Genomic DNA, 13116 nt, shown 5'->3' on the forward strand with positions numbered 1-13116 from the left:
GCTACGCCCGATTTCAAATTTTTCTTAACGCCTCAAGAGCAAAGGCCGAAAATGGTCCTGCTATTATGTTGGTTTTTGCTAATGACTAAAGTTAGTTACTGTTTTCTTGAGTTGCACCTCAGAGTTGAATCGTTATTACTGCACCGTTAACGGCAATTCAAATACATCTATTCCGATTTTTAATCTCAATCGATATACACCCGAAGCGAACTGCGAAATATTGATATCGGCTTTGATATTGAGCTGATCGGAATTAAGATATTCTGTGTATAAACGTTGTCCTTGCAGATTATAAATTTCCAGACTGATATCATCTACTGTTTCAAATAAATCGGCTTTTAATGTAAACTGTCCTGTGTTTGGATTCGGATAAATACTTACTACAGCTTCCTTGATCCGAGCGCGTTAAAGAAAAAATGAGGATTGATTCTGGCACGGTTTAAACGTTGTTCGGTAATCAGTTCTTTTTCCCTGCGTTTTAAATTGCGTTGTCGAATAATCAAAATGACCATTGTAATGAGGGCCAGCAAAGCAACCAAAGAAAGTGTCAATACCTTTTTCTGATTACTCAGTGCTTGAATTTTTTGTTCATTTTTTGCCTGATTATAACGTTTCTCCAATTGATGAATGGTTTCGGTTTTTTCCTGATTAAATAAACTATCATTGAGCAATTTGACCGTATCGCTGGCCATGAGAGCCTGTTGGTATCTACCTGCAGACTTTTCGATTTCGTAAATCAGGGAATATGCGTTGATTATAAGAGGCAGATAATTTACCTGCAAGGCATATTGCAAGGACGTATCAGCATTTAATCGTGCTGATTGGTATTCTTTTAGTTTGAGTAAATAATAACCCTTGTCTCCATAAATTGAAATGAGTTGTCCCGGTTGACCAAAGGCTCTTGCAATGTTCAATGTTAAATCTGCATATTTTAGACCATCCCGGGTATTACCTCTGCTATCTGAAATAGCCCCTAATTTATTATATGCCCTGATTTGCTGAGGGCTGTCTTTCATTTGAATAGATAATTGTAAGGCCTTATTGGTCCACATTTCTGCGGTATCCCAGTATGGAGCTAATTTTGAATCCTGAAAATGAAAGAAATATCGACTACTTAAATTATTGAGAAGTACTGGCTGAACATCAGATAAGATCATGTTTTCAATCACCTTCATAGCCATAGAAGCATATTGAATGCCTTTTCCCGACTCCTTATTTCGATTAAACAAGTTGGATAAATCCAGATATGTACTTGCTTCTTCGTATTTATTTTGTTGCTCCTTACTCAAATCCAATACTTTAAGAAAAATGGAAATGGCTTTAGAGTAATCTGATTGGTATTCATAAATTTTGCCCTCCGTTTTTCGAAGTTCAAGTTCTTCTTGTTGATAACAAGGGCTCTTTTGTAAAACATTTTCAGCCTCTTTGATGGTCTCAAGAGCACGTTCAAACTCATTTTCAGAAAGAGCTTTTTGATACTTTTCTTTCAATTCCAGATATTCACAAAAGCTGTTTTTTGTATTCAAACTATCACATTGACAAGGATTTTGGGCATTCAAATTAAAACAAGAGAATAAGCCCAAAAACAGGAATATGGTTGGGTATGAAAAAGTGAAAAAGGAGAATTTGAGAGTCATCATGTATGTATAGGACGAAGGCTGAGGCTGAAAATTAGAATTTGTGCGGTGGGTGAACAAATTTCAAGGGTGAAACTTCGGTATAAATTAATAAGTGATAGGTATCAGGCTGTAAATGCAGGCTGTTTTTTTCGGGTTTTGAACAAATTCAGAGGCGCCCAAAACAAATACACTTTTAGGATAGGCATTGGTTAATGCAGAGGGGACTTCAACGAATTTAGGCATTTAAACGTTGGTTTTCAATTCAAATTTGTTTCAGAATTTATTTATCACATAAAAGAACAGACATGAAGATTAAAATTATTTTAGGTTTTTTATTGACCTTATTATCCGCCCATTTTCTTCTCGCACAAGCACCTGGAGCCATGAATTATCAAGGGATCGCGCGTGATGCACAAGGTAAATCGCTTTCGCAACAAAAACTATCTCTAAAAATTATGATTTGTACCGATCCTGATGGGACTCAGGTTGAGTACAGTGAAATTCAGGAAGTTGTCACCAACGAATTCGGATTATATACTTTGCAAATAGGAAAGGGTAAATCTCAGGTCAATCAGCTCAATGATGTGAAATGGGAATTGGGCAATAAGTACATTCAAGTGATGATTGATCCACTGGGCGCCAATCAATTCCAAACCGCCGGAACAACGCAGTTATTGAGTGTTCCTTATGCTTTTTACGCCGATAAGGCCGGGATGGCAAAAAATACCATGCCTTCGCAACGGGCAGGGAATCAACATTATTTGTCCAAATTCGATGCAAGCGGCAGCAGTTCTGCTGAAATAAATTCTCAGATTTACGACAATGGAACAAATATTGGAATTGGGACTACCTCACCGGCTTCAACCGCAAAAGTGCATGTGAATGTTTCCTCTGCTTCCGTACAGGAATTGATGCGAATGCAAAATCAAAGTGCAACCGGTGCTGGCCGTTTTACAATGTATAGCGATGGTGCGGCGAATTACGCCACTTTTACCAAATATGGCAGTAGTTATGCGGGCTCTTATGCTGGTTTACCTAGTTTATATCCTTTGGGTAACTTATTGGCCTTTGGCAACAACGGTGTTACTGCTGGAGATGGTTTAGGACGCTTTTTAATCAGTTCGGGTGGTAATATCGGAATTAGTTTATTTAAAAATGGGACGAGTAAATTAAAATTCCATGCTGATTTTCTTTCTGAGAATGTAGGTATTGGTGGAAGTGCTACCCCCGCTGGCCGAGTACATTTTAATAACACAGATGGAAGTAATATTGACTTGCGTTTGACGAACAATACCACAGGTCATTCCGCTTTTGACGGTCTTGTTATCCAGCAAACAGGTTTGGATGCACAAATTTTTAATATTGAATCCGGGAAATTGCAAATTGGTACGAAAAGTTCTATCGAAATGACCATTGATACAATGGGGAATTTTGGATTTGGAACAACTACACCGCAAACAAAACTAGACGTAAATGGTCAAATCAAAATTTCCGGAGGATCACCGGGAGTCGGAAAGGTATTGACTTCAAACGCTGTTGGTTTAGCTACCTGGCAGACTCCCCCAAGCGGTGGCGGTTCAAATTGGGTTGTGAATGGTACTAATTTATCAAATGGCAATACCGGCAATGTCGGGATCGGTACAACCACTCCAGCTGTTAAATTAGATGTGGTCGGGCAAATTAAAATTTCCGGAGGTTCACCTGGTGCGGGAAAAGTGCTTACTTCAAGTTCTACCGGGGTGGGTACTTGGGAGGTACCACAATCAGGACATTGGGCATTAAATGGAACTGATGTATTTAGTACGAATACCGGTAAAGTAGGCATCGGAGCCAATACCCCGGATGGTAAATTGCATGTGGCTGTTTCTCAAACTATCATTAATCCAAATATTTCTTCATCATTGGTTCTCGAAAATTATGGCGCCCACTATTTGTCTATGATTACGAATTATAGTGAAACGGGTTTGCTTTTTGCGAATACTATTAATGCTGCAGATGGAGGAATGATTTACAATTCTAGCACTCTTCCAAGCGGACTTTCTTTTCGTTGTCATAAAAACCAAACCCGTATGGTTATTGATAGTTCCGGAAGAGTTGGAATTGGAGTTGCCGCTCCACTTTCGCGATTTCATGTTCGCAATGGGAATGCCAATGTAACACCCATTACAAACAGTATGATGGTAGTTGAAAACAATTTTAGTAATTATATGAGTTTATTGCATGGATCAACTTCCGAAGCAGGAATCATTTTTGGTAATACAACCAGTTCTGCTGATGGTGGAATTATTTTTAATGGGATGACTGTTCAGGATGGACTTCAATTTCGAGTCAATGGCAATCAAACCCGCATGGTAATTGATAGTTTGGGTAGAGTTGGAATAGGGACCAGTACCCCTGGTGGATTGTTTGAACTAAGTTTAGATCAGGGGCGAAAACCAGGAACCAATACATGGACGATCACCAGTGATGCCCGCCTTAAAAATATTCATGGGTCATATTCTAAAGGATTATCAGAAATTCTTCAACTGAAACCGATTCGGTATCAATATAAAAATACCGCTCACAGAACTTTTTCTGACGAAGTATTACAGACGGAGTATGTTGGTTTTAGCGCTCAGGATGTGCAACAGGTATTCCCTGAAAGTGTTGGAAAGGATGAAGACGGCTACCTGAATCTCAATACCCATGCCATTTTGGTAGCGGAAATTAATGCCATTCAAGAATTGAACCAAATGCTTCTCGAACAAAAAAAGGAAATAGAACTACTTAAGGCGCAGAATAGAATGTTGATGGAGAAAATGGAGAAGAAATAATATCCATGATATATTGATTTTTGTTTGGCATGATGTAGGGAGCTCTTCTATCCCTGAATCACAAGGCTTGTGTTTATCGCAAGCCTTTTTTATTTTCTTTACGGCATAATCAATTTATGCTGCAAAAAGAATTTCATCGATTATGCCTTATTTTTACGGCATCTTGACCCGTCTTGAACTACATATTCTTCGTTCCCGGCCTATAACTGCCCTAATAGGGTGGTTGAGACAAATCTATTTACCCGGTTTTGATGGGGTTTCTTTATTTGATTCATTAAACTTCTTTCGAAAACAAATTTTTTCCAATCGTTTTTACAGTAAAGCAAGCGCGATTTCCTTTTCTTTCCTGATGGCATTGCCTCCTTTGTTGCTTTTCTTTTTTAGCCTTATTCCGTATTTACCATTACCCGAACAAAAAATCATCGAGATGATGAATGATATGTTGGTGTTATTGGCCCCAACGCCAGATATGCAGCAAAAAGTAAATCTGATTATTCGGGATTTTATCACCCATAAAAAAAATGTGCTGCTTTCATTTTCTGTACTGCTCACCATTTATTATTCTTCGAATGGCATGATGGGTTTACTCAATACCTTCGAAACGCGTTTGCCGGGATTTAGACGCCGTCATTGGCTCCAACAAAGAGGCGTGGCTATTTTACTGACGTTTTTTCTGGTGGTCGTTTTTATTTTCACGCTCTTGGTGATGTTGTTTCAATCGTGGCTATTTACCTGGTTAGGATTTGCGTTTTTGAAAAAAAGTATCGTACTTAAACTTATAGCCTATTTGATTATTTTTTTGATGTGCCTGTTAACCATTTCATTTACGTTTAAGTATGGGACAGCTACCGTGAATAAACTCAAGGTATTTAGTCCGGGTGCAATTACCTCCACGGTTTTAATTAGCATAATCACAATTGTTTTTTTCTGGGCGGTCAATAACCTGGTGCATTACGACAAAATTTACGGGTCCATTGGAACTTTAATATTTTTTATGGTTTGGATCAATTTAGTTGCCCAGGTTTTATTGATTGGTTTTGAGTTAAATGCGAGTATCATTGTCAATCGAAAAAATAAATCAGGTAAATCTTTAAAAACGGAACTTGCTCAGGACTATGAAGAGTAAAGGTATTATGGCACTTTTTTTAATGCTGCTGGTTTCGTGTCAAACCGAAGTGTTGCATCCTGATTATGCCACACATATTGCGCCAATCATTCACCGAACTTGTACGCCTTGTCATCGCCCGGGACAAATAGCTCACTTTAGTTTAGCAACCTATGAGGATGTTCGCTCCAATGCAGAGAAAATTTTATTTACTGTTCAAAATCGACTGATGCCTCCTTGGCCGGCAGATCCTCATTATACGGAGTTTTTGGGCCAGAATATTTTAACAGAACAAGAAATTCTATGGATACAACGATGGGTAGAAGATAAATGCCCGATAGGAGATAGTAGCAAAATTCCTGCATTGCCTACCTTTTATTCTTCTTCTTTTTTAGGAAAGCCTGATCTGACAATTCCGGTCAAACCCATTTTTATACCTGGAAATTATGAAGATCGATTTTTGCTCATTAAAGTTCCTTTTGAAGTTCCCAAGGATTCATTTATTCGCGCGGTTGAATTTGTACCCGGCAATACAAAAGTCGTTCATCATGTGAATGGTGATATGGTTCGATTTGATGCAGGTCTGAAAAAAAATGTATTTGATGGTGACTATGTTTCTGATATGAAATTGGATAGTACCATTGGACTAGCCTATAAAAATATTGGCATTTTGCACGATGATGGCACTTATCCAACCTTGGTAAAATCCGTTGTGAATTATTTACCGGGTGTTATTGCCCAACAATATCCGGATGGTATCGGTGGATGGAAAATTCATCAAAAGAACGCATTTTTATTAGCCGACCTTCACTATGGACCTTCTGTAGATGAAACCTGGGATAGTAGTTTTATTCATATTTTTTATGCGCGTGTTCCACCTCAACGACCAATCAAAGAATTTCAAATGGGAACATTGGGGGTTTCAGGTATTGAACCGCCTCTTGTTCTTTTACCAAATAAAATTCAAACACATTACAGCCGGTATACTTTGCCCAATGATATTTCGGTACTAACCATAAATCCTCATATGCATTTGTTGGGTAAAAGTTTTAAAGCCTTTGCCCTCAAACCAGATGGAGATACTATCCGAATGATATCTATACCCAGATGGGATTTTAACTGGCAATATTTTTATACCTTTCCAAAAATGTTACATATTCCGGCTGGGTCAACAATTGTGATGGAAGGTGTATTTGATAATACCCCTGAAAATCCTTTGAATCCTTTTCATCCTCCACAAACGATACGCGATAACAATGGAAGTATGAAAACAACCGACGAAATGTTTCAATTGATCATAAGTTATTTGCCGTATCAAAAGGGCGATGAAAACATTTCCTTAAAGAGAGAAAATTGATGATTGAACTTAATGAATTTATCGAAAATGAAAAAGATACTTTTTACTGCCATTCTTTGTTTATTTGGAATACAATGGGCATACTGTCAAATAGAATTGACTGAAGAAAAAAAGGCAAGTATCCGACAACAAGTCAACAAAGATGCATCTGATTTATGGGATACCCTTAATCGACAAGGGAACCTGCACCCAATCATGATAGAGTTTATGGTAGATACCTTCCGAATCGAACAGATATGCCGCCTCAAAATGGAAGTCGACTATTCTACCCAGGGAATCAATCAAATCATTTACGATTGTACCAAAGAGTATGACGCACTTTTGAACAAGTACTATGGTCAGCTCATTCAGAAATTAAATGCTGCAGATAAGAAGTTGATGCAAAACAGTCAACGGAATTGGTTGGCCTTTCGAGATCAGGAAAAATTGGTCATCGAAATGCTGGGCAAAGAAGAATATACGGGTGGTGGCACCATCCAAAGCAATTTTACGGCTTTGGATCAGTATAACCTTATCAAACAGCGTACTGTTGAAATAGCGTCTCACCTTTTGCGCGTTTCGGAATTCAAATAGGCTCGGTTTTTTTTTCTCAATTGTCATTTGGCGGGTTTCTTTGACTCAAAATCGCCGTTCAAGCAGATTTTTCAGGATTTTACTCAAAAATCAAATATTTGGAAGAGACATTCAAGCAAATTTTGAAACTGTAATTTTTGGGTTTAATTTGCGGCCTATGATACAAGTTAGTTTGCCCGATGGCAGTATTCGAGAGTATGCACCGGGTGTTAGTTCGATGGAAGTTGCAAAGTCTATTTCAGAAGGTTTGGCCAAAAAGGTATTGGCGGCTGAAATCAACGGAGAGGTATGGGATCTTAGTCGTCCACTCAATGAAAATGTTTCCTTGAAATTGTTAACATGGGATGATTCGACGGGGAAAAATACATTTTGGCATAGTTCAGCCCATTTGATGGCGGAAGCGATTGAAGCGCTTTATCCGGGCGTAAAATTCTGGGTAGGACCTGCGCTCGATCAGGGTTTTTATTATGATATGGATTTAGGCGATCAGCAAATTGGTGAGGACGACCTTGTTGCCATTGAACAAAAGATGCAAGAGTTGGCGAAACAAAATAATGCCTACGAACGTATAGAAATCAGTAAAAAAGATGCTGTTTCCTATTTCTTTGAAAAAGATGATCCTTACAAACTGGATTTGTTGCATAATCTGGAAGACGGTCAAATTACTTTTTACAAACAAGGTAGTTTCACTGATTTATGCAGAGGACCTCATATTCCAAATACAGGTCATATCAAAGCCATCAAATTAACCAATGTAGCCGGTGCATATTGGAAGGGCGATGAAAAAAATAAACAATTGACCCGTCTTTACGGAGTTACATTTCCAAATTCTAAGTTGTTGGATGAATATATCCAAATGGTGGAGGAAGCCAAAAAGCGCGATCACCGGAAATTAGGAAAGGAATTGGGCATATTTTGTTTTGATGACGATGTCGGTCAAGGTTTACCTTTATGGATGCCAAACGGCACGATTATCATTGAAGAATTAGAAAAGTTGGCGAAGGAAACAGAAGAGGACGCCGGATATAAACGTGTAGTTACCCCGCATATCGCTAAAGAAAGCATGTATTTAACCAGCGGTCACTTGCCTTATTATCAGGATAGTATGTACCCACCCATGGAACTCGATGGCACGAAATATTACCTGAAAGCCATGAACTGCCCGCATCATCATAAGATTTTTGATGCCGAACCTCGTAGTTATAAAGATTTGCCGTTAAGATTGGCAGAGTATGGAACCTGCTATCGATATGAGCAAAGTGGGGAATTATTTGGCTTGATGCGCGTGAGATGTTTACACATGAATGATGCACATATTTATTGCACCCGTGAGCAGTTTGGCGATGAATTTCGTGCGGTGAATGATATGTACCTGAAATATTTTAATATTTTCGGAATCGATAAGTATGTCATGCGTTTATCCTTGCATGATCCCGCAAAATTGGGACAGAAGTATATCGACGAACCTGAATTATGGAAGGAAACGGAAGCAATGGTTCGAAATGTGCTGATTGAAAGTAATATTCCTTTTGTGGAAGTGCAGGATGAAGCAGCTTTTTACGGTCCAAAAATTGATGTTCAAATCTGGAGTGCGATTGGACGTGAGTTTACATTGGCAACCAATCAGGTAGATTTTGCACAGGGCAAACGATTTAATTTAAGTTTTAATAGCGCCGAAAATAAACCGGAAATTCCGTTAATCATCCATCGGGCACCTCTTGGAACGCATGAACGATTCATCGGATTTTTACTGGAGCATTATGCCGGTAAATTTCCATTGTGGTTAGCACCTTGTCAGGTAAAATTATTACCCATCAGTGATAAATTTATGGACTATTGTCGTTCGGTTCATAAACAACTTCGAGCAGCAGGTATTCGTGCCGAAATTGATGATCGCAATGAAAAAATCGGTAAAAAAATCCGCGATACGGAATTGTCAAAAGTACCTTACATGTTTATCATCGGCGAAAAGGAAATGAACGAAAATGCTGTTTCTCTTCGAATTCAAAGTCAGGGCGATCAGGGGATGAAGCCTGTGGCTGAAATAGTTGAATCGATGCGTGAGCAAATCCTAAACAGGACAAGTTCATAATTTTTTTTGCGATTGACTGGAAGTTATTTTAGTATGACGCCATTTAAATTCTTTGTTTAATTGATTGAATAAACAAGGGAGGATTCATCTTATTTTCTAATTCAGGGTGCTTGTAATTTCTATACTGTTGTTTTTTTTAAACATTAATCTAAATTATTTTATCCATTGCCGCACGAATGAAGAATTAGTAAGGATTTATTTTATTTTTACCAGATGAATAAATTACTGACCATTCTTTTTCTGGGTATTACATCTTTACAACTTGAAGCACAACAACAAGCACATTGGGTAAGGTATCCAAGTATCAGCCCTGATGGAACACAAATTGCATTTTCTTATAAAGGGGATATTTATATCGTTCCGGTAAAAGGAGGTACTGCGCAGGCTTTAACGATGCATGAAGCTTATGATAAAAATCCGGTTTGGAGTCATGATGGAAAGTCTATTGCATTTGCCAGTGATCGTTATGGGAATTTTGATGTTTTTGTTATGCCGGTCACAGGAGGAAATCCACTGCGTTTAACCCATCATAGTTCAGCGGATATCCCACAGGATTTCACGCCGGATAATCAATCCGTTCTGTTTTTATCGGCAAGAGGAGCGGGTAATAAAAATATTCGTTTTTATAGTCCAAGATTGTTTCAAAATTTATATCAAGTGTCTGTAAACGGAGGTCGTCCGATATTAATGAGTGAAGCTGGTATGAGCACCGCTCGACTCAATGCTTCGGGAGATCAAATTGTTTTTCAAGACAAAAAAGGTTATGAAGATCATTATCGAAAACATCATACCAGTAGCGTCACAAGAGATATTTGGACTTTAGACTTAAAAACAAATCAGTACAAAAAAATTAGTACATTTTCAGGAGAAGATCTCGAGCCGGTTTTTGATCCCGGAAATACAGGTTTTTATTATTTAACAGAATCAAGTGGTAGTTTGAATATTGCCTTGAATCGAAATGGTCAAGAACAAAGTGTTACAAATTACAACACCCATCCGGTTCGAAACTTAAGTGTCAGTAAAAATAATACCCTCTGCTTTACGTATAATGGTGACCTATTTATACAGCCAGCAAATGATCGGGCCTCGGCAGTTTTGGTTCTCATTCAAAATGATGGTCGAAATAATTCAGAAAAGAACTTATCAGTGAGTAGTGGGATTACACAATTTGTTTTATCACCCAATGGAAAAGAAATCGCTTTTATTAATCGGGGAGAGGTATTCGTAACTGCGGTTGAAGGCACACAAACCAAACGAATCACCAATACCCCAGCACAGGAACGTATGGTACAATGGCATCCTGATGGTCGTTCATTAATTTATGCCACCGAACGAAAAGGAAGTTGGGATATTTACAAGAGTAGCATTGCACGTACGGAAGAACCTTATTTTTTTGCTTCTACATTATTAAATGAGGAGCTGGTTGTGGCAACTGAGGAAGAAGAATTTCAGGGTAAATATTCGCCGGATGGTAAAGAATTAGCATTTATATCTAATCGAAATGTCTTAAAAATTTTAAACATTGAATCCGGACAAACGCGAACCATTTTACCTGAGGGGAGAAATTATAGTTATGCAGATGGAGATTGGGATTTTGTCTGGAGTCCTGATAGTCGTTATATTTTGTCGGATGATGGAGAAGGAAACTGGTTTACTTCTAACGTTGCTTTGATATCTACCGATGAGTCCAAAACGATTATACACCCTTTTCCAAGTGGTTATGGCCAGGGCAATGTAAAATGGGCAATCGGAAACAAAGCGATGACTTGGTTAAGTGCAAAAAATGGTAGACGAAGTCATGCCTACCAAGGGAGTCGTGAGACAGATATCTTTATAGGATTCTTTGACAATAAGGCATTTGAACGTTACATTTTATCTAAAGAGGAGTTTGCCCTGTTGGAAGAAAAAGAAAAGAAGGAAAAAGAAGAAATGGAAAAGCTGAAGAAAGAGGAAAAAGAAGCGGAAGAAGGTACCAGCAAACAAAAAAATAAGAAGGATGAAAAAAAGGTTTCTGATAGTTTAGCCTTCAAACTTGAAACGGATCAGTTTAAGGAAAGGATACGAAGAGTAACAATAAACAGTTGCAGCATCAGCGATTATGTTGTGAATCCTGAAGGAACGAAGGTTTACTATTTGGCCGCTTTTGAAAAGGGATTTGATTTATGGGTTACAGAAACAAGAACCAAAGAAACAAAAATTTTGGCCAAGTTAGGAGCGGGTGGAGCCGGCATACAAATGAGTAAGGATGGGAAAACCCTGATTGTGATCAAAGATGGGAAATTGAGTAAAATAGATGAAAATGGTAAGATTGATCCAATCAATGTGAGTGGAGAGATGATATTAAATCCTGCTGCCGAAAGAGCTTATATTTTAGAACATGCATGGCGTCAGGTAGCAGATAAATTTTACGATCCCAAATTACATGGCTTAGATTGGAATATGCTCTATACCAACTATAAAGCATTTTTACCCCATGTCAATAATAACTACGACTTTCAGGATTTGTTGGGTGAGTTTTTGGGAGAATTAAATGCATCTCATACTGGTGGCCGGTATTCACCCCAATCAGAAAATGGAGATGAAACGGCTTCATTGGGTTTGCTTTTTGATGAAACTCATACTGGCAAAGGACTATTGGTTACCGAAATTTTGCAGGAAGGTCCTTTTGATAAAATAACTACTTCTTTAAAACCAGGGTTCATCATTGAAAAGATAGATGGCATTGAGATTACAGATGACATGGATTGGACAAAACTCCTGAATCGTAAAGCAGGAAAAAATACATTAATTACATTTAGCGACCCGGAAACACCGGCTCAATTAGACGAAGTGGTTAAACCCATTTCCTTTGGCGCTGAAGGTGGATTGATGTATCGTCGATGGATTTCCCGAATGAAATCAGAAGTTGATCGTTTAAGTCAGGGGCAAATTGGATATGTTCATGTGCAGGGCATGAACGATGGCAGTTACAGAGATGTTTTCGACGAAGTTTTTGGTGAAAACTATGAAAAGAAAGCCCTGATTGTAGATACGCGTTTTAATGGAGGAGGATGGTTACACGATGATTTGAAAACCTTATTATCCGGGGTAAGATATTTAGATTTTGCTCCACAGGGAAATCGACTGAAAGATGGAGAACCTATGGGCCGATGGACCAAACCTAGTTGTGTGGTCATGAGTGAAGGTAACTACAGTGACGCCTTTATTTTTCCATATGTGTACAAGCAAGCCGGAATCGGTAAAACACTAGGTAAGGCTGTTCCAGGAACAGGAACTGCCGTGTGGTGGGAGACCCAAATCGATCCGACCATGGTATTCGGGATACCTATGATTGCTACCATTGGGAAAGAAAATCGCCCTACCGAAAATTTGCAGTTGGAACCAGATATTGAAGTGGATTTAAAATATGCTGATTTTTTAAATGGTAATGATACGCAATTGATGGAAGCAGTTCAGCAGCTTTTAAAGAATTTAAAGTAGTTCGTTTAACCTCAAAAATTAGAATAGTTTGCTTTAAATGTTTTTTTAGGTGTTAATTGAAAAGTACAATCCATGTC

Annotated in this window: 8 protein-coding genes; 6 read left to right on the top strand and 2 right to left on the bottom strand. The window is 38.4% G+C overall.

From position 1 onward, the window contains the following. Positions 1–135: 135 nt before the first annotated feature. Entirely contained in the window at positions 136–396 is a 261-nt protein-coding gene (locus tag ACOYLP_RS01565; protein WP_422854448.1) for a T9SS type A sorting domain-containing protein, read from the bottom strand. Then, complete coding sequence (locus tag ACOYLP_RS01570; RefSeq protein ID WP_422854417.1) at positions 381–1526, bottom strand: hypothetical protein; 1146 nt, start codon at positions 1524–1526, stop codon at positions 381–383. The genes ACOYLP_RS01565 and ACOYLP_RS01570 overlap by 16 nt, the downstream gene beginning before the upstream one ends. A gap of 398 nt (positions 1527–1924) precedes the next feature. Between ACOYLP_RS01570 and ACOYLP_RS01575 the strand changes: the two genes are divergently transcribed. The 6 genes from ACOYLP_RS01575 to ACOYLP_RS01600 all read left to right on the top strand — a co-directional run bounded on the left by ACOYLP_RS01575 (position 1925) and on the right by ACOYLP_RS01600 (position 13039). Continuing rightward, on the top strand, positions 1925–4432 hold the full coding sequence (locus ACOYLP_RS01575; protein ID WP_422854418.1) for a tail fiber domain-containing protein: 2508 nt from the start codon (positions 1925–1927) through the stop codon (positions 4430–4432). 142 nt (positions 4433–4574) lie between these two features. Then, entirely contained in the window at positions 4575–5558 is a 984-nt protein-coding gene (locus ACOYLP_RS01580) for a YihY/virulence factor BrkB family protein (protein ID WP_422854419.1), read from the top strand. Continuing rightward, complete coding sequence (locus ACOYLP_RS01585) at positions 5548–6894, top strand: hypothetical protein (RefSeq protein WP_422854420.1); 1347 nt, start codon at positions 5548–5550, stop codon at positions 6892–6894. The genes ACOYLP_RS01580 and ACOYLP_RS01585 overlap by 11 nt, the downstream gene beginning before the upstream one ends. A 27-nt stretch (positions 6895–6921) precedes the next feature. Beyond that, positions 6922–7467, top strand: coding sequence for a lysozyme inhibitor LprI family protein (locus ACOYLP_RS01590; protein ID WP_422854421.1), 546 nt, complete (start codon positions 6922–6924; stop codon positions 7465–7467). A 157-nt stretch (positions 7468–7624) separates the two neighbouring features. Then, on the top strand, positions 7625–9559 hold the full coding sequence (thrS, locus tag ACOYLP_RS01595; RefSeq protein ID WP_422854422.1) for a threonine--tRNA ligase: 1935 nt from the start codon (positions 7625–7627) through the stop codon (positions 9557–9559). A 213-nt stretch (positions 9560–9772) separates the two neighbouring features. Next, positions 9773–13039, top strand: coding sequence for a S41 family peptidase (locus ACOYLP_RS01600; protein ID WP_422854423.1), 3267 nt, complete (start codon positions 9773–9775; stop codon positions 13037–13039). Positions 13040–13116 lie beyond the last annotated feature (77 nt).

This window comes from Flavobacterium sp., assembly GCF_049318325.1.
Lineage (GTDB): Bacteria > Bacteroidota > Bacteroidia > Flavobacteriales > Flavobacteriaceae > Flavobacterium.

What these genes read in the sequence shown, in the direction of transcription:
- ACOYLP_RS01575 (WP_422854418.1), top strand. Translation starts at nt 1,925, where the DNA reads ATGAAGATTAAAATTATTTTAGGTTTTTTATTGACCTTATTATCCGCC.
- ACOYLP_RS01585 (WP_422854420.1), top strand. Translation starts at nt 5,548, where the DNA reads ATGAAGAGTAAAGGTATTATGGCACTTTTTTTAATGCTGCTGGTTTCG.
- ACOYLP_RS01600 (WP_422854423.1), top strand. Translation starts at nt 9,773, where the DNA reads ATGAATAAATTACTGACCATTCTTTTTCTGGGTATTACATCTTTACAA.
- ACOYLP_RS01580 (WP_422854419.1), top strand. Translation starts at nt 4,575, where the DNA reads ATGCCTTATTTTTACGGCATCTTGACCCGTCTTGAACTACATATTCTT.
- thrS (WP_422854422.1), top strand. Translation starts at nt 7,625, where the DNA reads ATGATACAAGTTAGTTTGCCCGATGGCAGTATTCGAGAGTATGCACCG.
- ACOYLP_RS01590 (WP_422854421.1), top strand. Translation starts at nt 6,922, where the DNA reads ATGAAAAAGATACTTTTTACTGCCATTCTTTGTTTATTTGGAATACAA.